This is a genomic window from Pseudomonas sp. SBT1-2 (assembly GCF_028640875.1).
GTDB lineage: Bacteria > Pseudomonadota > Gammaproteobacteria > Pseudomonadales > Pseudomonadaceae > Aquipseudomonas > Aquipseudomonas chlororaphis_I.
In genome coordinates this window covers 1-24,042 of the sequence record NZ_JAQZAA010000036.1, presented here as the reverse complement: position 1 = coordinate 24,042, position 24,042 = coordinate 1, and the positions used below count along the sequence as shown (strand labels likewise).

Here is a 24,042-nt window from a genome sequence, read left to right as displayed (position 1 = left end):
AGGAACCGACCATGAGTGAACCTTTCGACTTAGCCGCCGAGCTGGAAAAAATGCCTTTCGCCCTGGAGATCCCGGGCCATTTACTGATGAAGGGTGGGCGGCAAGACTACATTGGAGCAGCGCTCTGCATCCGAGGCACCTTGTATTTCAAGGATGCCCATACCGTTCCGGTACGCGAAGAACTTGGTCGATGCTTCAACGACTACCAGCGCCTGGCAGGGCCTGAGTTGAGGTGGCTATGGCGAGAAGAACCGCCTGAAGGTTCAGCATTGACCCCTTACAACAAGGCCAGATCCCTGATCGAGATGCTGGCCACCATGAAAGAAAACGATCACCTGAGTTTTTACTACACCGGTGGCCGTGAAGCGGTAGACGCCAGTCCCTGGTTTTTCGAGTTGTTCGGCCAGCGTGGCTGGGAAGCAAAAATGGGGGATGACCTCAGCGTGCTGGAGTTTTCAGTCCCGATCCTCTTCTTCGAAGAGCACCGTCTCGACTTCCTGCGCTTGTTCCTCGATTGTGCAGCCCGTCTGAAAGCGGAACAGGGCTATGCCGGTTATGCGCTAAACCTGTCCGTGACCAAAAGAGACGGCAACGAAGCAACAGAAGCCTACATGAGCGAAAGCATGCCCGGGCTGGATGCAGGCCTGGCCCCCCTATTGGCCAACCGGCCCGAGTTCCAGAAGAACAAAATCAAAACCGTGAGCTGGCTGACCGTACTCAACAAACCACGCCTGGAAAGCGCAGGAGGTTTAAAGGCACTACAGGCCAGGTTGCCTGACAGCCATTTCGCTTTTTATGACTACGGTGCCGGCGTGATCATCCAGGCCGGAAACGAACCATCCGTGATAGGCGATGCCGACTTCCCACGGCCTCCCGCCTACGTGCTGCTGAACCATGAGCTCAAGGAGCTGCGTTACGAAACAGTCGGCGACCTTCATGGTGGTTCTCATGATGGCGAAGTTCGTCTTACCGGGTGGTCGGCGGATCAATGGTTGAAACGCTTTGATGTGCCGCTGTCCGAGCTGAGCGCCTATCAGCACAAACTCAGCGAACAGCCCGCACTCAGCAGCCAGTACACGCTCAAGGACCGACTGCCCCCACCAAGGTTATAAAACCAGCGGCCCCAGCAATGCCCCCCTGACCGGCCAGTTCGGTGGTATGACGCGACGCCAATGAGTGCTACGCCACTTTCCGCTTGGACCGCTCCAAGGGCACCCATGCGAACATCGATCCCAAGGTAGCCGGAGCATCTGCAAAAATAGTCAGATTTCAGGGGTTTACAGAACCTTTCCAATCGCTATAATCGTCGCCCTGACACGCCGGTATAGCTCAGTTGGTAGAGCAACTGACTTGTAATCAGTAGGTCCCGGGTTCGACTCCTGGTGCCGGCACCATACAAGGTTCCAGAGAAGGCTTTCAAAATCTCTGGAACTTCCGAAAAACCCGCCTTCTGGCGGGTTTTTTCGTTTTGGGGTTCTGTCGGATTACGGCAAAAACCGGGTGGATTGCGGCCGTTTTAGGACTAAGGCCATTCGATACAAAGGGAGCCCCCTTATGTCGAGCTCCTCGCCGATTCGGCTTGCCGCTCAGCCAAGCCCACCAACTGCGCCTACAAGCTTTCGACGGCGACGACCTCTACCTTGGCAAAAGTTTTGCGCTAGTGTTCCCTGCGGGCTAAGACGGTTTTCACGTGCATTGCCTTTAAAAACAGGTGCGAACGCTTATGACGAATGCTACGCCGTCCATCAAACTCAGCACTCTTCGGCACATAGCCCCCTATCTGAGCATGCGAGGGGTGTCGCCGCTGGAGTTCTTTCGGCGTTACGGTATTTCCCCTCATGTTTTTCAAAACCCTGATGCCTGGGTACCGCGAGCGGCCTGCTTTCATATAGCCAACGAAATGGCAGCTATCGCACAAGACCCCTTCGGCGGCGCATGTGTGGGACACCTGATCGAAGTACGCTCTCTCGGTGCCTGGGGCGAGTTGATATTGGACTCAACCAACCTCGCTCAGGCTTGTGCAGTGGCGTCGATCTATACGGACTTACTGCATCAAGGAGGAGAAGTAAAAATCGTCACCGAAGGCCGTACGACGAAACTGATCCAGCAATTTACCGGACAGCATGGGGCTGATCCGAAGCAAGTCATTCTCGGCACTCTTGCGCTGCTTAGAAAAGTACCGCTCATGTCCGGCGAGCCTGGCGCCATACGCGTGCATCTGCAAAACCCAAGGGAAAGAGGAGACGAGGCGCTCGAAGAATACCTGGGGCCGAATCTCGAAATGAACGCGCAGTACAACATGATCGAATTCGACCGTGAGCTGCTAGGCACTCCCCTGCAACCTGTTCGGGATGACGCCTGGAAAGTCACCGAAGCCTTGAGGTCGACCGCGGAAGCGGCAGGCGTGCTTATCGAGCAGATATCGGACCAGGATCAATCCAAACTTACCGCTATTTCCAGAAACATCGGACTGTCTTCTCGAACGCTGCAACGTCGTCTCAAATACTGCGGCATCGACTTCGAAGATTTACGCGACGAGACGCGTCGCAGCGAAGCCCTTCAGCTCATTGCCAGCGGTAAATACACTGCGACCGAGATTGCCTACATGGTGGGTTACAGCGATCAAGCGCACTTTACTCGAGCCTTCAAACGCTGGACTGGGAGTTCACCGTCGCGCTACCGCTCGGCCTTGAAACTTGATTATTAAAATTCAAGACAGCGTCTTCGCCTAACCACTTCCCCCCTCCCGCCGGACCATCTAATAGAGACCTGCGAAGCCTGCAACTACCGGGATATGGCTTGTCGTCCTGATCCCGGCAGCCATTTCTGTGCGAACTCCGCCAACAGGCGCTGCGTAATGGCTTCGCCTTTTGGCACCAAATGGCAAGTTTCCATCAAGACGTTCTTATACAGTCTGAAAAGGTAATGCCAACACCAGCGAGCGGTGCAGCAAGCAATCCAGGCACAAGCAAAAGTCTGAAGCTGGTTAATGGAATCACTTCTTATAAGATCAAGAGGTTTAAATGCCCTACTCATTCACGGCCGGCATCGTCGCCCTGACGCTGGCAACTTTTGCGAGTGCAAACACTCAGTCATCCTCTGATGGGGCGACGCTGGTGGGTGTCGATAATTTTATCCGTGCCGAGTCCGACCTCTACATGGGTAAAAGGGTGGCCAGTGGAGGTTTTGGTCGGTTTGTCCATAGCCGCGAACCGGTTCCCATAGACGCTCAGGATGTCATCCGAATGAATCGGGACACGCTTTACTCGTCAGCGGTGTTCGATCTCGATGCCGGTCCAGTCACGATCACATTGCCTGAGGCGGGCGAGCGGTTCATGTCGATGCAAGTGGTCAACGAAGATCACTACGTAAGCGCCGTCGTTTACGGTGCCGGCCGCCATACGCTGACGAAAGAGGATATCGGCACACGCTATATTTTTGTCGCTGTCCGCATGTTCTTCGATCCCACAGATCGAGAAGACCTTGAGCAGGTGCATGGACTGCAGGACGCAATCAAGGTCAGCCAGGCCAAGCCGGGGGCATTCGCAGTGCCGAAGTGGGATCAGGCGAGCCAGAAAAAGATGCGTGATGCCCTGGCGGTTCTTGGTTCGACGATTCCCAACTACAACCAGTCCTTTGGCCCTAAAGGTGGGGTCGATCCGATCCACCACCTGATCGGAACTGCGACGGGGTGGGGCGGAAACCCGAGCAAGGACGCAATCTACCTCGGCGGTGTGATACCGCAGAACGATGGGAAAACCGTTTACCGTCTCAAAGTTGGACATGTCCCGGTCAACAGTTTCTGGTCTGTAAGTGTTTACAACGCAGATGGATACTTTCAAAAAAACCCATATGACGCCTATTCGTTGAATAACCTCACGGCCAAAAAAAGTGATGATGGTTCGATTGTCATTCAGTTCGGTAGTTGCGACGGAAAGATAGCTAATTGCCTGCCTACCATGCCCGGATGGAACTATACGGTCAGGCTTTATCAGCCAAGTAACGAAATACTGAATGGCCAATGGAGTTTTCCACAGCCGCAGCCCGTCGCTCTATAAGTTTAATTATTCGAATAGTGGCTGGTTCGTCAGATTAATGGGCTGACACCTCAGTAGAGTTAAACGCAAAGGTCACCAAGTTTGATATGGCTTATCAAGCCAGGGATGGCTCTGCACTACAGAGTTCACACCAAAGGAAATAAACAATGACGACCAAAGATAATCCAAATTCTTTCAGACATCCGGTGATGTTCATCATAGGTGCGGCACTCGCATTGACGCTGGCATTGCCTGCACACGCAGCCCTCGACGATTCAAACGGCACGCCATCCGTGACGGTAGGCGGCGGAATTGCCGTTGGCCCTTTGTATGAAGGCTCTTCACATTACGCCGCGTTCCCGTCCCTGAAGCTGAAAGCGGTCTTGCCTACCGAAGACTGGGGCACCTTTACCGCAGCCTTCCCGGAGGGGCTGCGTTGGGACTTGCCGGGGCTGGCGCCTTTCGGGGTGGCCCTGCTGATCGGTTATGACCAGGGGCGCAAGGAAAGAATTCATACCCTGGACGGTCGTGATGACTACTTGAAGGGAATGGGCAACCTGGACAGCACTGCCCTGGTTGGGGCGGAAGTGTACTGGATCCTGCCGAACGGCCGCCTGTTCGTTCGCGGTCTGCAATCGAGCCAGAACCGTAACTACGGTGGCGAAAGCCTGGGGCATACGGCGTACCTGGAGGCCGGGTTCGCCACTGCACACCCACTGTCCTCGACATTGACCCTGGACTCGACGCTGTACGGCACCTGGAGCAATGAGAACGACATGATGGCCCGCTTCGGCGTCACGGCCCAGCAAGCCGCACGCACCCGGTTCGATGAGTACCACCCGGGTGGCGGAATGCGGGACGTGACCTTGAAGCTGGGCCTGACCTGGCAATGGCAGCCACAGCTGGCACTGGAAGGCGGCATCAAGACCTACGCCCTGGTCTCCGACGCCCGCGACAGCCCGCTGACGGGTGAGAAGGTCGGAGCAGGTGCCTACCTGAATGCCTTGTACCGGTTCTGATCAACCGCCGGGACCGTGTGCGACATAAAGAAGGAAGCAGTCGATGAAAAAAGTACATGAACCCTGGGGGGTGACGCTGTCCCTGGCCGGCTTGCTCTGGTCGGGGCTGGTGCTTGCCGAGGATGCCACCACGACCGTCACGGACCCTCATTTCAAGCTGGCTCCAGGCTATCTCGCCCCGGCCGAATTGCCAGTGCGCCTGGCGTTGCTCGGCGCCCCACCCAAACCTGACTCTGCGGCGCTGGCACGGGACGAGGAAGCACGCCGTGCCGCGCTGGCGCTGCGTGGCTCGGTCCGGGAGAAACTCGCGGCGGCGGACGCGGAACTGTCATTCCCGGGCCCGGCGCATACCTTCTCCTGCGCGCTGGGCACCCAGATCAGCGAAAAAGACACGCCTCATCTCTATACGTTGATGCAGCGCACCCTGACGGATGCGGGCGGCTCTACCTACGCCGGGAAGAATGCCTACAACCGTACCCGCCCCTTCGTGGTGCACAACGAAGGCACGTGCCGCAAGGACATGGAGCCACTGCTGCGCACGGATGGTTCCTGGCCATCCGGCCACTCCGCTGCGGGCTGGGCCTGGGGCCTGGTCCTGGCCGAGATCAATCCTGCACGCGCCACCGAATTGATGACCCGTGGCCTGGCATACGGCCAGAGCCGGGTGATCTGCGACGCACACTGGCAGAGCGACGTGGATGCCGGCCGCATCATGGGGGCCGCCACGGTGGCGAGCCTGCACAGCAATCCGGCGTTCCTGGCGGACCTGGCGGCGGCGAAGGAAGAGGTCAAGGCGGCTCAGAAGGCCGGTCTGAAGCCTACACAAGACTGTGGGGCCGAGGATGTGGCGCTCGCGCTGACCCAGCACTGATCGGAGAAACACCATGATGCACAGTGATCACCCCCGTTCATCGTCACGGCTCAGGCATGCCCGCCTGGCTCTGCTGGTCAGCGCCTTCACGGCCGCCGGCTCCAGCCTGCCGATCGTGGCCATGGCAGCAGACGATGACAGTTGGCAGTTCAACGGCGGGCCTTACCTGTGGGGCGCCGGGATCCGTGGACACGTGGGCCACCGTAGCACCGGGACGCAGTTTATAAAGTCCGATTTCTCGGACATCGCGCGCACTGTCGATATGTCGGTGATGCTGATGGGCGAGGCGCGGCGCGGCCCCTACAGCGTGCTCGCCGACTTGATGTACATCGACACCGATACCCGCAACCGTCTACCAGCGGGCGCTCCGGCGTCCAAGCTTGAGGTGGAAAGCAAGACGGCTTCCGGATTCCTGGGGGGCGGATATACCGTGTTGGGGGATGACAATCATCGGTTGGACGTCGCGGGCGGCGTGCGCGTCTGGTACAGCAGCACCGCCATCACCCTGCATGGTGGACCTGCTGGCGGCCTGTCCGGGTCCGACCAGGCTACCTGGGCGGACGCCATGGTGGGGCTGCGTGGGCACTATGCCGTGAATGACCGATTCTGGTTGTCATCCTGGGGCATGGTCGGCGCCGGGCAGTCCTGGGAAGACTGGGATCTGGCCGCACTGGCGGGCTGGGAGTTCTTGCCCGGCTTTTCCGCGGTGGCCGGTTACCGGGCCATGGGGGTGAATTATCGCCATGACGGTTTTGTCTACGACATTGTCCAGAAGGGGCCACTGTTGGGTATCAGTGGGCGATTCTGAGTCTTTCATAGAGCCTTGCCCGACATCCCTCCTCGCTTTCAAATTTCCTTCAGTACTACGCCACTCTCCAAGCCCCTATCAAGGGGGCTATCAGTTATTTAATCCAAATATATTCCTTATATATTTCAATCAATTAAAAACGCACTCCTGCCGCAGAAAGTAAAAACATTCATGACCTGTTCATAAAAGAACAGTCGCCCCCATCAGTCATCGTTGTTTTACAACGATCAATTTTCTCGAACATCCCGTTCGATATTTTCTCATATTCACAGAAGCCAATTAGATCGATCATGCGCCACGACTCACGCAGATGCAGGGTGAAACGGTGGGATGGATAACTAATCTGATCGCCTATTTAACAGGCAGTCAGTCAGCTCAAAACACACCTCAAGAGGAAGTACGCATGGCTAAGGTATTGGTTCTTTATCATTCGATGTACGGTCATATCGAAACAATGGCCCAGAGCGTGTCGGAAGGTGCCCGGAGCGTTCCCGGGGTCGAGGTCACTATCAAACGCGTACCCGAAACCATGGACCCGGAAGCCTTCAAGGCTGCCCATGGGAAAGTGGATCAGAGCGCTCCGGTGGCCACACCAGGCGAGCTGGGCGACTACGACGCAATCATCCTGGGTACTCCGACCCGCTTCGGCAACATGTCGGGCCAGATGCGCAACTTCCTCGACCAGACCGGCGGGCTGTGGGCCAAGGGCGGCTTGGTTGGCAAGCTCGCCAGTGTATTCACCTCGACGGGTACGGGTGGTGGCCAGGAGATGACCATTGCCTCCACGTGGACCACCCTGGCTCACCACGGCATGATCATCGTGCCCATCGGTTATAGCTCGCCAGCCTTGTTCGACACTTCCAGTGTCGGCGGTGGCACGCCTTATGGCGCATCCACCATTGCCGGTGGTGACGGCTCTCGCCAGCCTGATGCTCGTGAATTGGAGATCGCCCGTCATCAAGGCCAATACGTGGCACAACTGGCGGTCAAACTGAGCAAGTAATAAATCGCCAGGTAAGCGCTGAAGCAGACACTGCATAAGCAGTGTCTGGCTGCGACTCCCGGTGCGGCACCCTACAAAACAAAGCCCTCGCAACGATGCGAGGGCTTTGTTGTTTCTACCAGGCGTACATTGTTCTAGCGGCTCTTGAGTTATCCACATCTGCCGCTCATACAAAACATAATCGTGGCTCCGTCGCACATCGGTCCGGCTTTCCGGGAGCGGACAACTGATCTTGCAATACGAGTAAGCCGGCATCCATCTTGATCAACGTGCCCATATGAGGCATCGCGCTCTATCGCTAAAGCTCAATTCAAAAGAGTTATAGGGGCCGCTAGTTTTAGCGACTCCCAAACTTGCTGATCATTGCTTTGGTGGCGCGCAGTCAGCCTGTAGAAAAACCATCGAATAAGTGAAATGCCTATCGAAAGACAGGGGCGGAGTACCGGGGGCGGTCCACTCCGCATAATTGCCTGTCATGGCGGTAGGGCTGTCCAGCTTACCCATCGCCATGCTCGCAATAGTACCGATCTGGGAGATGGGAATACTTCCATACCAATGGACATCTTTTTCGTTCTTGAACCAGTTGCCGTTCCAATTTGGCTCGCTTGTGGAATACCACGTGTTATCGGCTTTTAAGCAAACCGTCTGAACAGTCGCCGCAGCTCCGCCTGGAATGGTGAACGTCGACATCCGCCATAAGCCAACAGGCGAACTATCAGCGTGAGCTGCGCCAACAGCCCCAGCAGCAAGGCCGAGCGAAAGCACAAAACGGATAAAGCTTCCCTTCATAAATTTTCTCCATGGAAACATGTTGCATTGAGTTGAACTGGATAGAATCCCAGCCAAAACAACTGTACATATATACAGTATTTCGACGCAACCCCATGCCGATAAAATTTCTCCGGAAGGCCAATCATTTGTCCCCTACAAGGCATGCACAAAAGCTCGGCAGGCTTTAAGCACAAGGGCTGCCAGATCTCCTACGGGCAACAAACCGCTAATACCCACTTCACCAGGCCAATTCGAACAGAAGGACTCACCCCCCCTCAGATTGCCCTATGTGCCCGCAGCCCCCGGCCGGCAAGGCGTTGCGGAGGGTGGTGCTATACTTTTTTAGCTAGCGACAAGCGTGCGGTGTTATCCAGAGCGGCAGGAAAAACGGTCTGGAATTTCAGATAACGACTGCAGAAAAAATGGGGGCCTCTGCGACGATGAAGTAGGAGGTGACTCATGAACCGACACTTTTACATCAGCGATAATCTCGACGAGCTGGAAACCGTTGAAAGCGAACTGGAAGCCAGCGGCATCAGTACCGAGCAGATTCATGTGCTCAGCGACCGGGATGCGGATGTCGAGCAGCATCACCTGCATGATGTGAATTCACTCATGAAGCAGGATGTCGTTCACTCCGGCGAGATTGGCGCGGTCATTGGCATACCGCTCGCGGCATTGGTACTGCTCGGTGCCTATCTGGCAGGTTGGACCGAGTCCGCGGCCGGCTGGGTGCCGTTCATCTTCCTGGCGATCGTGATCCTGGGCTTCTGTATCTGGGAAGGCGGTTTCTTTGGTATCCAGGTACCCAATGCCCATTTCAGCAATTTGAAAAAGACGGTAAGGGACGGCGAGCACATCTTCTTCGTGGATGTGGAACCCGCTCAGGAAGCTGTCCTGGATCGGGTCATCAGCCATCACCCACAGCTGCAGGTCGCCGGAACCGGCGCAGCAGCCCCTCACTGGGTAGTGGCCTGGCTGCAGAAATGGCATCAGTTCAAGCGAACGATATAGAACGCCGTTGAACGCCGGAGGCGGAAGCAGGTCATTGCCCGAGGAAAATCCCCCGGGTGGAAAACACGTAATCCGCCTCGGCTGCCATCAGGCCCACCAGCACCAGCAGGCACAAGGGCGGGACGAGTATGGCGTAGACCATCGCCAGGCGTTCCCAGGCCATGTGCATGAAGATGGAAACGATCAGGCCCGCCTTCAACAGCATGAGGACCAGGATCAGCGACCACCTGAAATAGCCCTCGAAGTGAAAGTAGTCGACCAGGTAGGACAGGGTACTGAGTACGAACAACAGCCCCCAGATCTTCAGGTACAAGCTCACTGGATGCTGTTGACCTTGTGCATGTGCCATCGCCGGTACTCCTCTGCGGGCTCACCATAAGTAGAAGAAAGCGAAGATAAATACCCACACCAGGTCCACGAAGTGCCAGTACAGCCCGGCGATCTCGACGATCTGATAGTTGCCGGAGCGCTCGTAGTCACCGCGCAATACCTTGAAGGCGACGATGCACAGGTAAATGACGCCGATCGATACATGCAGCCCGTGGAATCCGGTGATCATGAAAAAGCTGGCACCGAATTGCGCGGCGCCCATGGGGTTCGACCAGGGGCGTACGCCTTCGGCGATAAGCTTGCTCCACTCGAACGCCTGCATGCTGACAAAGGTCGCCCCGAAGGCCGCGGTAGCCAGCATCAGGGCCGCGCATTTGCCGCGTACACGGCGATAGGCGAAGTTCACGGCCATGGCCATGGTGCCGCTGCTGCTGATCAGCACGAAGGTCATGATGGCAATCAGGATCAACGGGATTTCAACGCCACCGATGGTCAGGGCGAACACTTCGCTGGGGTTCGGCCAGGGGGCGGTGGCACTGATGCGCACCGACATGTAGCCGGTCAGGAAGCAGGTGAAGATAAAGGTGTCGCTGAGCAGGAAGATCCACATCATCGCCTTGCCCCAGGGCACCCGCTTGAACACATCCTGATCCGAGGCCCAGTCGGTGGCGATGCTCTTCCACCCCGCTACCAGCGTATCGGGTGGGGGCGGGACGGGATCTTCCGGAGGGGTTGCTGAGGGCAATGCCATGGCTTCACCTCAGGCCGCAGAACGCGGCGATGGCTTGATAGGTTTCCGGCGTGCTGGTCAGCAGGAAGAAGAGGACGATCCAGAGCCCCAGCAGGTAGTGCCAGTAGATGGCGCAGAGCTCCACGCTGGACGCCAGTTGCGACAGCGCAACCCGTCGCAGGAACCGGGCGCCGACTCTGCCCCAGGCCACCAGGCCTCCCAGCAGATGCAGCCCGTGCACGCCGGTCAGCAGATAGAAAAAGCTGTTGGCCGGATTGGCGGAGACGAAATAACCCCAGTCGACGAACTGCTTCCAGACCCAGAGTTGCCCCCCGATAAAGGCGATCGCAAAGACGCCGCCCAGGGTGAAGCCGAGGCGGGTCCCGCTCAACGCGCCCCGCCGGGCGGCCAGTCGCGCCCACTGCAGGCTGACACTGCCCAGCACCAGCAGGATCGTGTTCAGCCAGAGTTGCCGGGCACTGGCCAGCGGCGCCAACGGGTCGGTCAGCGGCTGCCAGTCCACCATTTGCGAACGCGCGATAAAGGCCAACAGGAACAGCAGGAACAACGAGGTCACCGCCCCCAGGAACACGCGCAGGCCCACTTTTGCGGCTTTCGCCCTATCGAAGCCTGGCACCCGAGAGCTGCCTGGGGGCTGGCTCCAACGGCCTCCGGCGCCGGCGCTGTCGGTGTTTTTCAATAGCGGCCCGTTCATGGTCTTTCGCTCGCGGCCCTGGCTTCCACACAGCGCTGCCTCATCTGCTCCAGCTCCTGGGCAGAGACCGTCTGCGGCACGAAGTCCTGCTCTATCCCGGGCACGCTGTAGTCATAGGCCCAACGGTGCACCACCGGCAGCTCCGGCCCCCAGTTGCCATGGACGGGCGGGGTGTCCGGCGTCTGCCACTCCAGGCTGGCCGCCCCCCATGGGTTCGGGCCTGCCGGCTTGCCTTTGAAGGCACTCCAGGCCAGGTTGAAGAGGAACAGCAGCTGGCATACCCCGACCGTCAGCGCGACAACGGTGATGAACGCATTCAGTTGCTGCGCCGATTGCGGGATGAAGTCGTAGTTCTGCCAGGCGTAATAGCGCCGGGGCATGCCCAGCAGCCCCAGGTAGTGCATGGGGAAGTAGATGCAGTAGGTCCCCAGGAAGGTTATCCAGAAATGCAGCTTGCCCAGGGTGTCGTTCATCAGGCGCCCGGTGATCTTCGGAAACCAGTGATAGATGGCGCCAAATATCACCAGGATCGGCGCCACCCCCATGACCATATGGAAGTGGGCCACCACGAAGTAGGTGTCCGACAGCGGGATATCCACAATCACGTTGCCGAGAAACAAGCCGGTAAGACCACCGACCAGGAAGGTGACGATAAAGGCCAGGGCGAACAGCATCGGCACCGTCAGGTGGATGTCGCCATGCCACAGGGTCAGCACCCAGTTGTAGACTTTCAGCGCGGTCGGCACGGCGATGATCAAGGTGGTGGCGGCGAAAAAGAAGCCGAAGTACGGGTTCATCCCACTGACGTACATGTGGTGCGCCCAGACCACGAAGCTCAACACGCCGATGGCGACGATGGCCCACACCATCATGCGGTAACCGAAGATGTTCTTGCGCGCATGGGTGCTGATCAGGTCGGAGACCAGGCCGAACGCCGGGAGGGCGACGATGTAGACCTCCGGATGGCCGAAGAACCAGAACAGGTGCTGGAACAGTATCGGGCTGCCGCCCTGGTGCGCGAGCTGCTGCCCCATCGAGATCACCGCCGGCATGAAGAAGCTGGTGCCCAGCAGCTTGTCGAACAGCATCATCACGGCGCTGACGAACAAGGCCGGAAAGGCCAGCAGGGCCAGGATCGAGGCCATGAAGATGCCCCAGACGGAGAGCGGCATGCGAAACAGTGTCATGCCGCGAGTGCGGGCCTGCAGCACCGTGGTCACGTAGTTCAGCCCGCCCATGGTGGCGGCGACGATGAAGATCGCCAGCGACACCAGCATCAACACGATGCCCCATTCGGTTCCCGGGGTGCCCTGGGTGATCGATTGCGGCGGATAGAGTGTCCAGCCCGCCCCGGTGGGCCCGCCCGGGACGAAGAAGCTGGAAAGCAGCACCAGGACCGAGAGCAGGTAGAACCAGAAGCTCAGCATGTTGACGTAGGGGAAGACCATGTCCCGGGCGCCAACCATCAGCGGAATCAGATAGTTGCCGAAGCCGCCCAGGAACAGCGCCGTCAGCAGGTAGATGACCATGATCATGCCGTGCATGGTCATCGCCTGGTAATAGGTGCTGGCATCCATGAACTCGAGGCTGCCGGGAAAGCCGATCTGCATGCGCATCAGGCCGGACAGCACCAGGGCGACGAGCCCCACGGATATCGCCGTCAAGGAATACTGGATAGCGATGACCTTGTGGTCCTGGCTCCAGATATAGCGCGTGAAGAAGCTCTTCGGTTCGTGCAGGACTTCTGTTTCTGCGTGCTCGACATAAGCCATCAGGTCATCCTCCGCTAAGTTTCGGAGCATTTCCGGCTATTTAGGCGACTTGCCCGATTCCACCTTGCCGGCATCCGCGTCGACAGCAGCTTTCGACTTGATGAAGGCGATCAGAGCGTCCAGTTCCTTGTCATTGGGGGTAAAGGTCGGCATCACTGCGGCATAACCCTTGACGATCGCAGCGCCAGGTTGGCGCACGGAATCCTTCAGGTAGCCCTCATCGACCTTGATCTGAGAACCATCGGCCAGGGTTTCCGTCTTGCCGTACAAACCCTGCCAGCTCGGGCCGATACCCTGGCTGCCATCGATACTGTGACAGGCCAGGCAACCCAGCGATTCGGCCAGCCGCTGTCCCTGCGCCGCCAGCTCGTCCTGTGCGCCCGCAGGGCCTTGCTCGTTCTGCCCCGCGGCACTCAGCGACTTGATGAAGGCCACCACCGCGGCCAGGTCATCCTGGGTGAAAGTATAGGCCACCATGACCGGCGGGAATCCCTGGACCAGCCTGGCCTGCGGCTTAAGAATCGACTCCTTGAGGTAGGCCTCGTCGACCTGGACGCTGCTGCCATCGGCCAGCGGTTCAGAACGGCCGTACAGGTCCTTCCAGCCCGGGCCCAGGCTGGTGCTGCCGTCCTGGCTATGGCAGGCGCGACAGCCATGGCTTTCCACCAGTTGGCGACCTTTTTCCAGCAGGCTGTCCCGGCTTGGCGTGGCGACGCTCGTCAGCGTCTGGACAAAGGTCGGCTGGCTGGCGAACCATTGGTCGAAAGCGCCCTGCTCCTCGATAATCAGATGGCCGCGCATATTGAAATGCCCCAGGCCACAGTACTCGGCGCACAGCACTTCAAACTTGCCGAGCCGGGTCGGGGTAAACCAGAAGTGGGACACCATGCCCGGCACCATATCCATCTTTGCGCGCATCTGCGGAACATAGAAATCGTGCAGAACATCCTTTGCCCGCAGCAGGACTTTTACCGGCCGATCGATGGGCAGGCGCACTTCATTGTTCATGACCAGCACATCGTCCTGCCCCGCAGGATCGTTGCGATCAAGACCGAAGGGGTTGCCGGGATCGATCCATTTGACATCCGCCTTGCCGAGTTTTCCGTCCTGTCCGGGAAAGCGAAAAGCCCACTGCCACTGCTGGGCAACCACTTCGAGCTGGGTAGCCTCTTGCGGCACCTGGACGAAATCGTTGTAGACCACCAGGCCAGGCGCCAGCATGCCGATGATGCCCAGCGAGGTGAGGATGACCAGCCACCCTTCCAGCTTCTTGCTTTCCGGCTGGTAGTGCGCCCGGACACCTTCCCGATGACGGAAGCGAATCACGGCGATGGCCATGAATACCGTGATGGCGATGAAAAAGATGCCGGTGATGACCAGGGTGATCAGCAGCGTGGTGTCTATCGACCCCCAGTTGGAGGCCGCCGGCGTCATCTGCCAGGGAGCAAGCAGGTGAAACAGCACTGAAGCGACAACGACTAGAACCAAGATGATTGCTATCGCCATTTTCTCGTCATCCCGTGCCGGTTGTTCTGTGGCCGTGCAAACGCAACGTCGCCCAACCGCAGCGCCACACCGATGCCTAACCCTCCTCCCAAGCCTGCTGGAACATTGCCTCTATCCCCGGGGCAAATCTTCTGAAAAGTATAGTGCGCCCCAACGGACGTGCGGCGCCGGGTCCCTACGCGACACCGGGCCAGGGAGCTGTGACACCACCACGTCCCTTTCCCCTGATGGCCATCCCCAACACCCGCCAACCATGCTCAAATAGCCCCCCCGCTTTTGCCACAAGCCACACCCGATCCGGAGCCGAACATGAAAAGAACCGCCGCCCTGACCTTGACCCTGATGCTCAGCCTGCTGTCGCTCCACGCCCAGGCAGAAGCAGTGGGCGATGCCGAGGCCGGTGGCAAGCTGTTCAAGCGCATTTGCGGCGGCTGCCACAATATCGGGCCTTCGGTGCGCAGCTCTTTCGGGCCGCAGCTCAATGGCATTTTCGGGCGCACGGCGGGGAGCGTGGCGGACTATCAGTACTCCGATGCGATGAAGTCGTCCGGCATCGTCTGGACCCGCGACAAGCTGGTGGCCTACCTGGAAGATCCGAAGGCGGTGGTGCCTGGTACGCGGATGATTTTCTGGGGGCTGAGCGATCAGGAGAAGATCGATAATCTGCTGGCTTATCTGCAGAGCTTTCAGGCGCAATAACCCGTCGATTGGTGATCAACTCGGACTGAGCAACAACCGCTCTCCGATCCGCGGGCGCTTCGCGCCCGATCGCAGCCTGGCGGCAGCGGCTACAGAGAGCCGCGGTGCTATTCAGGACGGGGTAATGCCCACAAAAAAGCCCCGAACCAGTCGGGGCTTTTTCTATTGCTGGCCTGGTATCAGGCCGCGATCAGGCATTCATCAGAACACGTTGATCGGGTAGTCGACGAACACACGCAGTTCGTTACCGCTGTCGTTGTAGCCGCTGGACTTCTGCGATACGCGCAGGATCGAGCTACGAACCTTGACGCTCAGGTCCTTGGCCGGGCCGCTCTGGACCACGTACTTGAACTGGTTGAAAATTTCGCGCTCGGTGCCGCCAGTGGTGGTGTGGCCCTCGCTGTTGGTGGAGGTGATGTTGTCACCACGCACGTAAGCCAGGTTGTAGGTCAGGCCCGGTACGCCGAAGGCGCCGAAGTCCAGACCGTAGCCCAGCTGCCAGCTGCGCTCGTCTTCAGCGTTGAAGTCGGACCAGTAGGAGTTGGCCAGGTAGATGGTGTTGCCACCGTCGCCCACGCGGTGCTGCTCTTTCTGGTAGCCGCCGTAGGCGTAGCCCAGGTTGCTGTCGCCGGTGCTGCGCTGGTGCGCCAGGGTGAAGGAGTGCGGGCCGGTGGCGTAGGTGGCTGCCAGGCTCCAGATTTTGTTGTCCTGGCCGCCTGCTTCTTTGAACTCGGCGTAGGACTTGTCCAGCTTGGTGCGGTAGCCGTTGAAGTCGAAGGTCAGGGACTGATCGGTGGCCAGCGGGAACACGTAGTTCAGGTTCACGTACTGCTTCTTCAGCACGTCTTCGACGTCGGAAGCGTACAGCGAGCCCTTGAACTGTTCGGTGAACTGGTAGCTGCCGCCCAATACGTTGATCGACTTCAGGCCACCGCTGTCACGGCCTTCGGCGCTTTTACGCGACTCGGCGGTGAAACGACCGGCGTTCAGCTCCAGACCCTTGATCTCTTTGGAGGTGATCAGGGTACCGGTGTAGCTTTCCGGCAGCAGACGGCCATTGTCGTAGCTCAGCACCGGCAGGGCCGGCATCTGGTCGCCGTAGGTCAGGACGGTGTTGGACAGGCGGAATTTGACCGCGGCGCCGGCCTTGGCCAGGTCGCCTGCCGGGCTCTTGTTGCCGCCTTCGCTTGGCTTGAAGAAGTCGATGCCCTGGCCGCCGCTGTGGCTGCCTTTATCCAGGCGCAGGCCGTACAGGCCGAAGGCGTCGACGCCCACGCCCACGGTGCCTTGGGTGAAGCCCGACGAGAAGGTACCGATGGCCGCTTGACCCCACTCGCGCTGGTCATCGTTACCGTTTTTCTTGTCGCGATTGATGTAGGCGTTGCGCAGCAGGATTTTCAGGCTGCTGTCCTCGACAAACCCCTTGGACTCAGCCTGGTCGTTAGCCATAACTTGAGTACTGCTCAGAATCCCCAGTGCGATCAGACCGATCCGCTTGTTCAACATTTTATTTTCCTTATTACGGGTTGATGACGCGCTGTGGTGCTCCTTGGAAACGGCGCTTAAGCGCTCTTTTTTCAGGCCAGAACAAAAAGACCCGCCCACGAAGAGTCGCGGCGGGCCTTTTATTATTTGAATGTCATGGCCGTTGGCCACAGGCGTTGGCGCGAATCCTATCTGCGCCCCGAACAGTGTGTCAATTTCAAGAATCGTCTGAAAATAGGCGAAAATCGTCTAAGAACTTAACGATCCTTGATGGCCAGTTGCACGGTATGGCTGTCGACGAACTGTTCGAAGTGCGTGACCTTGCCATCCTTGAGGGTCCACAAATGGGCCACGCGGGCATTCAGCGGTTTGCCCGTGGCTTTATAGACGCCGCTGTAATTGCCGTAGGCGAACACCTTGTCGCCCTGGGCCACATAGTTCTCGACGGTGAAGGCAAAGCCTTCCCATTCGGTGGCCAGGCGCTTGAAGACATTCTCCACCACGGCATCGAAACCGATGTAGGTGCCGGCGTAGGGAAAGCCTGCCGCCTCGGTCCAGCGCGCATCGGCGGCCAGGGCGGCGGCGGTGTTTTTCGCGTTCTCCTGGGAGTTGGCGCCTTCGTAGGTGCTTTTGATCAGTGCCAGGTTATCCATGGGTGACTCCGTCAATAAGTGGGTGGTTCAAAGGGCGCAACCGTCCAGGCCACAGGCCTGCAGGCTCGGTGAAAGCTCGACCTCGGGCGTACCGAAGGCCTCGCTCAGCCAGTCGGCGAACGCCTGCGGCTTGCCCAGCCAGGGGCTGATATCGATCAGCCTGAACTGACCGTCCTGTTCCAGCACCAGGGTCGGAAAACCCTGGCCACCGACCCGGGCCAACAAGGCGCGGCTGGCCTTGATGTGCTCGTCCAGGCTGTTCGCCGCGGCGTATTCGAAGGCTTCCTCGAACTCGCCGCGCTCAAAGCCCAGGCCTTCGGCGAGCTCCAACAGTACGTCGACATCGGCGATGCGTCGCCCTTCGACGTAATGCGCCGTCTGCAAGCGTCCGAGCAATTCCAGGCCGCGCCCGGCGAGCGCCTGCGCCGCCAGGGCCGCGGCGATCGGCGGGGCCGAATCGAAGACCGCCGAATGATCGCGCAGCAAACCTTCGAAGTAGGCCTCGCCGAACGGCTGCCCGGTGTATTCGGCAATGCGCCGGTCATGGGGCATGACGTAATCGCGCAGTTGCGGCGAAACCTGCTGGCAGTTGCGCCCGGTCATCATGCCGCCGCCATGGGCCACCACCGGCAGCACCGCCTGGGCCGCCTGCACCAGCGGCTTGGCGCCGTAGCACCAACCGCACAAAGGATCGTAGATGTAATGAAGGGTCGCTGCCGACATGCAAGGCTCCGGGACAAAGGCCGATAAATTCGATGGCGGCAGACTATGCCCGTGGCCCACAGGAAAAAACGCTGGAATGGCTTTTAGTCTGTTTCGGGAATCGGTCGAATCGGCCGTGTATCCACTTCATTTCAATCAAGACACAAATTGAAACAATCCGCCCGGGGAACTTTCCAAGAATAATTAACGAAAGTAAATAGCAAGCATTACCATTCGCGACCACTGTTTCCTTCACCCTTCTGGATGCGTTTTTCCATGCCTGCCCCCTTCCGCCTGACTCCCCTCACCCTTGGCTTTTGCGCCTCGCTGACGGCCGGTTTCACCTGCGCCGCCCCGACCACCCTGCCAGCCACCGCCATCAGCGCAGAAGTCGATGCCGACGATCCACGAGTCAAGGAAGTCAGCACCGCGACCCGCACCGCCACGCCGGTGCGCTATGTGCCGCAAGCCATCGACTCGGTGAAGACCAGCAACGTGCTGGACTACGGCATCAACGATCTGGGCACGGCCCTGAGCGGCATTCCCAACGTCAGCAGCGGCGCCGACACTCGCTTCGACAGCCTGCGCATTCGCGGCTTCGACGCCAGCAACGACTTCTACCTCGACGGCGTCCGTGACGACAGCCAGTACGTGCGCGACCTGCACAACATCGAGCGCATCGAGGTGCTCAAGGGCCCGGCGGCGGTGCTTTACGGCCGTGGCAGCCAGGGCGGGATCGTCAATCGGGTGAGCAAGCTGCCGCAGTTCGGCCGCCACTCCAGCGTCGAAGTCAAAGGCGGCAGCGAAGACCTGCGCAGCCTGTATGCCGACCTCAGCGCCGACCCCAGCGAGAACATCAGCCTGCGCCTGAACATGGGCAACCAGGACAACAACAGCTTCCGCGACGGCGTCAGTGGCAGTCGCCAGCTGTTCGCGCCGTCCATGAGCTGGCAGCTGACGCAGGACCTGAACTGGCTGGTGCAGTACGAATACAGCCGCTACAACCGCACGCCGGACCGCGGCATCCCGGGGATCGACGGGCGCCCGGCGGACGTGAGCCGCGACACCACTTACGGCGACAAGCGCGACTACATCGACGACAAGTCCCAGTCCCTGCGTTCCAAGCTCAGCTACGAGCTGAACGACAACTGGCAACTGCGCCATACCCTGAGCCTGTTCAAGCTCAACAGCGATTTCGACAACACCTACCAGACCGGCTACGACAGCCGCACCAAGCGGGTGAACCGCCAGCGCTGGCAGCAGGACCTGAACACCCGCAACATTTACAACAACCTCGAAGTCGAAGGCACCTTCGATACCTTCGGCCTCGAACACCGACTGCTGACGGGTGTCGAGCTGGGCAGCCAGCGACGCGATCCGAAGCTCTACACCGCAGCGGCGGTCAGCGCCGGTGGCCAGGCCGTGCCGTCCCTGGACCCGTTCAACCCGGATAAAAACCTGCGCCATACCGGGAAAATGGTGGCGTCCAGTTACAACCACAGCGAGGTGGAAAGCCGCGCCGTCTATGTCCAGGACCAGCTGCGCCTGAACGATCAGTGGCAAGTCCTCGCCGGCCTGCGCTACGACAACTTCAACGTCGAGACCCACAACAAGCTCCTGGATCGCAAGGACGACCGCGACAGTCACAGCACCAGCCCCCGTCTGGGCGTGGTCTGGACCCCGCTGGAGAACCACTCCTTCTACGCCTCCTGGAGCAAGAGCTTTTCCCCCGTCGGCGGTGGCCTGATCGGCATCACCCCGAACGCCAACGGCAACACCAACGACCTGAGCCCCGAACGCACTCGGCAGAAGGAAATCGGGGTCAAGAGCGACTGGCTTGACGACCGCTTCAGCACCACCCTGGCGGTCTATGAGCTGGAGCTCTACAACCGCCGCAGCCGCAGCGTGGAAGACCCGAACGTGATCCTGCTGACCGGCCTGCAGCGCTCACGCGGCGTGGAACTGACCGCGGCCGGCAAGATCGTCGGCAACTGGTCGATACGCGGTGGCATCGGCCTGCAGGACGCGACTGTGGTCAAGAGCAATAACGGTGACGAAGGTAACCGGGTGAACAACGTGGCCAAGCGCAACGGCAGCCTGTTCGTGACCTGGAAACCGGAAATGGGCTGGTACGCCGAGACCGGCCTGACCCTGGTGGGTGATCGTTATGCCGACAACGCCAATACCGTGATGCTTCCGGGCTATGGCCGCTGGGACGCCCTGGCCGGCTTCCGGCAGAAGGACTGGGACCTGCGGGCCGCGCTGAACAACATCAGCGACCGCACTTACTACTCCTCAGCCACCAGCGCCGGGCAGATCCAGTTCGGCGACCCGCGCAGCCTGGTGGTGACCGGTACCTACAGCTTCTAAAACGCAGCCATGGATGCGGCCAGCCATCGCCTGAGCGCAGTGGCGGCCTGGCGTCCGCTGCGCGGCCGATCGCAGCCTGCGGCAGCGGCTACACACGATCGCATGTACCGTACTATCGGATTGCACCCTGTAGCCGCTGCCGAGCACCGCGAGGCTGCGATCGACCGCGAAGCGGGCGCCGCTCTTGAGCCCGCTAGAGGTCCTTCAGACCTATCGCAGCCTGCGGCAGCGGCTACACCGATCGCGTGTACCGAACTATCGGATTGCACCCTGTAGCCGCTGCCGAGCACCGCGAGGCTGCGATCGACCGCGAAGCGGGCGCTGCTCTTGAGCCCGCTGGAGGTCCTTCGGACCTATCGCAGCCTGCGGCAGCGGCTACACACGATCGCATGTACCGAACTATCGGGTTGCACCCTGTAGCCGCTGCCGAGCACCGCGAGGCTGCGATCGACCGCGAAGCGGGCGCCGCTCTTGAGCCCGCTGGAGGTCCTTCGGACCTATCGCAGCCTGCGGCAGCGGCTACACCGATCGCATGCACCGAACTATCGGGTTGCACCCTGTAGCCGCTGCCGAGCACCGTGAGGCTGCGATCGACCGCGAAGCGGGCGCTGCTCTTGAGCCCGCTGGAGGTCCTTCGGACCTATCGCAGCCTTCGGCAGCGGCTACACACGATCGCGTGTACCGAAGTATCGGATTACACCCTGTAGCCGCTGCCGAGCACCGCGAGGCTGCGATCGACCGCGCAGCGGGCGCTGCTCTTGAGCTCGCTGGAGGTCCTTCGGACCTATCGCAGCCTGCGGCAGCGGCTACATTCGCGCAAAAAAAAGCGCTGCCATCAGGGCAGCGCTTTTACCAATCCGTTGTTTGCCTATCCTTCCAACACATCCCACAACGCTTCGAGTTCCGCCTCGCTGAACAAACCAGCAGGGTAACGATCGAGGATCATCCGACGCGGGTCGGCTTCCCGGACCTGTCGCGTTCCATTGGACTTCAACCATTGCGCCAGAACCTGAAGCGATTCGTTATTCATTGCCAAGGGATGTGAAGTCCGCTCGCTGACCCTATTCATCTCCAGCGCTCTCTCCCGGTTTGTGAGCGGCTAACTTATCCAAGGTTTATGACAGAACATCGCAGTTCCACCGGCCTCAGAGTGACCTCGCGAGAGATACAAGAGCTATGCCAAGGTCCCGCGATTGCTGGCTTTCGGATACAAAAAAACCCGCAGTCCATCAGGGCTGCGGGCTCGCCGGGCGACGCCGGATTGGATCCATGTAACAGCCCGTCAATCAGGCGTCACAGGCTGTTACAACAACACTCAAACCTTGTGCGGCGCCGGTTGCTGTTGGGTAAGGCAATGGATATTTCCGCCCCCCAGTAACAACTCGCGACCCGGCACCATCACCACTTCGTGCTGCGGGAACAGGTTCTGCAGAATCTCCTTGGCCTGGGCATCCAGAGGGTCGTCGAAACTCGGGGCGATGATGCCGCCGTTGACGATCAGGAAGTTCACATAGGAACCGGCCAGGCGCACCGACGGATTACGTTCCTGGGTGCCGTCCACCGGGTCGACGCCCGCGCACTCTTCTTCGGTCGCATACAACGGCCCCGGAATCGGCATCTTGTGCACGGTGAACGGGCGACCCTTGGCGTCGGTGCTGTCTTGCAGCACTTTCAGCGCTGCCTGGCAGCGTGGGTAGTTCGGGTCCTGCGGGTCGTCGGTCCAGGCCAGCAGCACTTCGCCCGGGCGCACGTAGCAGCAGAAGTTATCCACATGGCCGTCGGTTTCGTCGTTGTACAGGCCGTCCGGCAGCCAGATGACCTTATCCACCGCCAGGTTGGCGCTGAGCACCGCTTCGATCTCGGCACGGTTCAGGTGCGGGTTGCGATTGCGGTTGAGCAGGCACTCTTCGGTGGTGATCACCGTGCCTTCGCCGTCGACGTGAATCGAGCCGCCTTCGAGCACAAAGCCCTCGGTGCGGTAACGCGGGCTGCGCTCGATCTCGAGGATCTTGCCGCCCACCTGCGAGTCACGGTTCCACGGCGAATACAGGCCGCCGTCGAAACCGCCCCAGGCGTTGAAATCCCAGTTCACGCCACGGACTTCGCCCTTGTCGTTGATGACGAAGGTCGGGCCGGTATCCCGGACCCAGGCGTCGTCGCTGGACATCTCCACCAGGCGGATATTCGGCGCATCCAGCAGCCGCGCCCGGGCGTTTTCATACTGGCCCGCGGAGACCGCCACGGTCACCGGTTCGAAGCGGGCGATGGCCTTGGCCACCGCTACATGCGCGGCTTGCGCCGGCTTGCCGCCCAGGCGCCAGTTGTCCGGGCGCTCGGGCCAGATCATCCAGGTCTGGGTCTGCGTCGCCCACTCGGCTGGCATGTAGAAGCCGTCGGCGCGAGGGGTGCTGTGCAAAGTGGTCATGGGTTCAGGACTCCAGGGAACCGTCGAGGGTTTTGATCGCGCTGTACAGGTTCGGCCGACGGTCGCGGAACGAACCCCAGGCGCTGCGAATGTGTTCCAGCTCGTCGAGGTCGAAACTGTGGACAAGAATACCTTCTTCAGTCTCGTTCAGTTCTTCAACCTTCTCGCCGAACGGGTTGGCGATGAACGACGAGCCGTAGAAGGTGATGTCGTAGCCGTCCTGCTCTTCGTTGCCGATGCGGTTGCTGGCGATCAGCGGCATCAGGTTGGCGCCGGCGTGGCCTTGTTGCACGCGCTGCCAGTGGTCGCGGGACAAGATGCTCTTGTCGTGGGGCTCGCTGCCGATGGCGGTCGGGTAAAACAGAATCTCCGCGCCTTGCAGCGCCATGCTGCGGGCGCACTCGGGGAACCACTGATCCCAGCAGATGCCCACGCCGATTTTCGCGTAGCGGGTGTTCCATACCTTGAAGCCGGTGTCGCCCGGATTGAAGTAGTACTTTTCGTGATAGCCGGGGCCGTCCGGGATGTGGCTTTTACGATAAATCCCGAGGTTGCTGCCGTCGGCGTCGATGATCGCGATGCTGTTGAAACGCGCACGCCCGGCCAACTCGAAGAAGCTGATCGGCAGCACCACCTGCAGCTCGCGGGCGACCTTCTGGAAGTGGGCGATGGCCGCGTTGCCTTCCACCGGGGTGGCCAGCTGCAGGTAGTCCGGGTTCGGCTTCTGGCAGAAGTACGGGGTCTCGAACAGTTCCTGGATCAGGATGATCTGCGCACCTTTGGCGGCGGCCTCGCGGACCAGCTTTTCCGCGGTCTCGATATTGGCTTCGAGGTCCCAGGAACAGGCCATCTGGGTTGCGGCGACGGTAACGATACGGCTCATGAATCATCTCCTGGGCAGCAGCAAAGGACCGATGGTGGCATCGGCCGATGACAGAAAAGGGCAAGGCCGGACGCGGCTTGGCCGGGTCCCGACAGGGATGACTTTATATCCGATAAAAATCGACTTTAGAAGTCATAAAAATATAAATTCAAAAATAAAACCCGATAAATACCGATTCTTATCGGTATTTATCGGGTCGTTCTGGGGATGGGGTTGTCTGTTCTGGCGCTATCGCGAGCAAGCTCGCTC

23 protein-coding genes and 1 tRNA gene are annotated in these 24,042 nt (G+C 59.6%); 12 read left to right on the top strand and 12 right to left on the bottom strand.

Annotation, left to right across the window (positions count from 1 at the left end; translation table 11 throughout):
- Window positions 1-11: 11 nt before the first annotated feature.
- From PVZ78_RS03680 to wrbA, 8 genes are all read left to right on the top strand, one after another.
- Entirely contained in the window at window positions 12-1,112 is a 1,101-nt protein-coding gene (locus PVZ78_RS03680; protein WP_103331332.1) for a type VI immunity family protein, read from the top strand.
- Between the two features lie 206 nt (window positions 1,113-1,318).
- Window positions 1,319-1,394: transfer RNA gene (locus tag PVZ78_RS03675), tRNA-Thr, on the top strand.
- 329 nt (window positions 1,395-1,723) lie between these two features.
- A complete protein-coding gene (locus PVZ78_RS03670; protein WP_028683816.1) occupies window positions 1,724-2,707 on the top strand; it encodes an AraC family transcriptional regulator in 984 nt (327 codons plus the stop codon).
- A gap of 316 nt (window positions 2,708-3,023) precedes the next feature.
- Window positions 3,024-4,058, top strand: a complete 1,035-nt coding sequence (locus PVZ78_RS03665) for a DUF1254 domain-containing protein (protein WP_124301050.1) — start codon at window positions 3,024-3,026, stop codon at window positions 4,056-4,058.
- A gap of 146 nt (window positions 4,059-4,204) precedes the next feature.
- A complete protein-coding gene (locus PVZ78_RS03660; RefSeq protein WP_273828241.1) occupies window positions 4,205-5,056 on the top strand; it encodes a MipA/OmpV family protein in 852 nt (283 codons plus the stop codon).
- A 43-nt stretch (window positions 5,057-5,099) separates the two neighbouring features.
- Window positions 5,100-5,927: an acid phosphatase gene (locus PVZ78_RS03655; protein ID WP_016702594.1), complete on the top strand. Its 828-nt coding sequence runs from the start codon at window positions 5,100-5,102 to the stop codon at window positions 5,925-5,927.
- 13 nt (window positions 5,928-5,940) lie between these two features.
- On the top strand, window positions 5,941-6,735 hold the full coding sequence (locus PVZ78_RS03650) for a hypothetical protein (RefSeq protein WP_273828240.1): 795 nt from the start codon (window positions 5,941-5,943) through the stop codon (window positions 6,733-6,735).
- 403 nt (window positions 6,736-7,138) lie between these two features.
- Window positions 7,139-7,738, top strand: a complete 600-nt coding sequence (gene wrbA / locus PVZ78_RS03645; protein WP_103331329.1) for an NAD(P)H:quinone oxidoreductase — start codon at window positions 7,139-7,141, stop codon at window positions 7,736-7,738.
- A 360-nt stretch (window positions 7,739-8,098) separates the two neighbouring features.
- Here the strand turns inward: wrbA and PVZ78_RS03640 are convergent, their stop codons facing one another.
- On the bottom strand, window positions 8,099-8,527 hold the full coding sequence (locus tag PVZ78_RS03640; protein ID WP_273828239.1) for a hypothetical protein: 429 nt from the start codon (window positions 8,525-8,527) through the stop codon (window positions 8,099-8,101).
- Window positions 8,528-8,968: 441 nt separating this feature from the next.
- Here PVZ78_RS03640 and PVZ78_RS03635 point away from each other — a divergent pair, with 441 nt between their 5' ends.
- On the top strand, window positions 8,969-9,523 hold the full coding sequence (locus PVZ78_RS03635; RefSeq protein WP_009046500.1) for a hypothetical protein: 555 nt from the start codon (window positions 8,969-8,971) through the stop codon (window positions 9,521-9,523).
- A gap of 31 nt (window positions 9,524-9,554) precedes the next feature.
- Here PVZ78_RS03635 and PVZ78_RS03630 read toward each other — a convergent pair whose 3' ends face one another.
- Genes PVZ78_RS03630 through PVZ78_RS03610 form a run of 5 tightly spaced genes read right to left on the bottom strand, consistent with a single transcriptional unit; the run spans window position 9,555 to window position 14,576 of the window.
- Window positions 9,555-9,872, bottom strand: coding sequence for a cytochrome C oxidase subunit IV family protein (locus tag PVZ78_RS03630; RefSeq protein WP_009046499.1), 318 nt, complete (start codon window positions 9,870-9,872; stop codon window positions 9,555-9,557).
- A 21-nt stretch (window positions 9,873-9,893) separates the two neighbouring features.
- Complete coding sequence (locus PVZ78_RS03625) at window positions 9,894-10,604, bottom strand: heme-copper oxidase subunit III family protein (RefSeq protein ID WP_009046498.1); 711 nt, start codon at window positions 10,602-10,604, stop codon at window positions 9,894-9,896.
- A gap of 4 nt (window positions 10,605-10,608) precedes the next feature.
- Window positions 10,609-11,298, bottom strand: coding sequence for a cytochrome c oxidase subunit 3 (locus PVZ78_RS03620; RefSeq protein WP_273828238.1), 690 nt, complete (start codon window positions 11,296-11,298; stop codon window positions 10,609-10,611).
- Window positions 11,295-13,070 (bottom strand): cytochrome c oxidase subunit I, encoded by a 1,776-nt coding sequence (ctaD, locus tag PVZ78_RS03615; RefSeq protein WP_016702588.1) that lies wholly within the window; start codon window positions 13,068-13,070, stop codon window positions 11,295-11,297. Before ctaD ends, PVZ78_RS03620 begins: the two co-directional genes overlap by 4 nt.
- 36 nt (window positions 13,071-13,106) lie before the next feature.
- Complete coding sequence (locus tag PVZ78_RS03610) at window positions 13,107-14,576, bottom strand: cytochrome c oxidase subunit II (protein WP_273828237.1); 1,470 nt, start codon at window positions 14,574-14,576, stop codon at window positions 13,107-13,109.
- 309 nt (window positions 14,577-14,885) lie between these two features.
- On the opposite strand from PVZ78_RS03610, the gene PVZ78_RS03605 reads away from it, so the two are divergent.
- Window positions 14,886-15,275 (top strand): c-type cytochrome, encoded by a 390-nt coding sequence (locus PVZ78_RS03605; protein ID WP_038582947.1) that lies wholly within the window; start codon window positions 14,886-14,888, stop codon window positions 15,273-15,275.
- Window positions 15,276-15,476: 201 nt separating this feature from the next.
- On the opposite strand, the gene PVZ78_RS03600 is transcribed toward PVZ78_RS03605, so the two are convergent.
- From PVZ78_RS03600 to PVZ78_RS03590, 3 genes are all read right to left on the bottom strand, one after another.
- Window positions 15,477-16,781: an OprD family porin gene (locus tag PVZ78_RS03600; RefSeq protein WP_025808389.1), complete on the bottom strand. Its 1,305-nt coding sequence runs from the start codon at window positions 16,779-16,781 to the stop codon at window positions 15,477-15,479.
- Window positions 16,782-17,017: 236 nt separating this feature from the next.
- On the bottom strand, window positions 17,018-17,413 hold the full coding sequence (locus PVZ78_RS03595) for a nuclear transport factor 2 family protein (RefSeq protein WP_009046492.1): 396 nt from the start codon (window positions 17,411-17,413) through the stop codon (window positions 17,018-17,020).
- A gap of 27 nt (window positions 17,414-17,440) precedes the next feature.
- Complete coding sequence (locus PVZ78_RS03590) at window positions 17,441-18,136, bottom strand: DsbA family protein (RefSeq protein ID WP_028683825.1); 696 nt, start codon at window positions 18,134-18,136, stop codon at window positions 17,441-17,443.
- A 255-nt stretch (window positions 18,137-18,391) separates the two neighbouring features.
- On the opposite strand from PVZ78_RS03590, the gene PVZ78_RS03585 reads away from it, so the two are divergent.
- Complete coding sequence (locus PVZ78_RS03585) at window positions 18,392-20,485, top strand: TonB-dependent receptor (protein WP_038630381.1); 2,094 nt, start codon at window positions 18,392-18,394, stop codon at window positions 20,483-20,485.
- An 868-nt stretch (window positions 20,486-21,353) separates the two neighbouring features.
- Here the strand turns inward: PVZ78_RS03585 and PVZ78_RS03580 are convergent.
- From PVZ78_RS03580 to aguB, 3 genes are all read right to left on the bottom strand, one after another.
- On the bottom strand, window positions 21,354-21,554 hold the full coding sequence (locus tag PVZ78_RS03580; protein ID WP_038630380.1) for a hypothetical protein: 201 nt from the start codon (window positions 21,552-21,554) through the stop codon (window positions 21,354-21,356).
- Window positions 21,555-21,800: 246 nt separating this feature from the next.
- A complete protein-coding gene (gene aguA, locus PVZ78_RS03575) occupies window positions 21,801-22,910 on the bottom strand; it encodes an agmatine deiminase (protein WP_273828236.1) in 1,110 nt (369 codons plus the stop codon).
- A gap of 4 nt (window positions 22,911-22,914) precedes the next feature.
- Complete coding sequence (gene aguB, locus PVZ78_RS03570; RefSeq protein WP_273828235.1) at window positions 22,915-23,793, bottom strand: N-carbamoylputrescine amidase; 879 nt, start codon at window positions 23,791-23,793, stop codon at window positions 22,915-22,917.
- Between aguB and PVZ78_RS03565 the strand changes: the two genes are divergently transcribed.
- On the top strand, window positions 23,792-24,042 hold a 251-nt coding region (locus PVZ78_RS03565; protein ID WP_273828234.1), incomplete at its 3' end, for a hypothetical protein. The two genes, aguB and PVZ78_RS03565, sit on opposite strands and share 2 nt — an antisense overlap.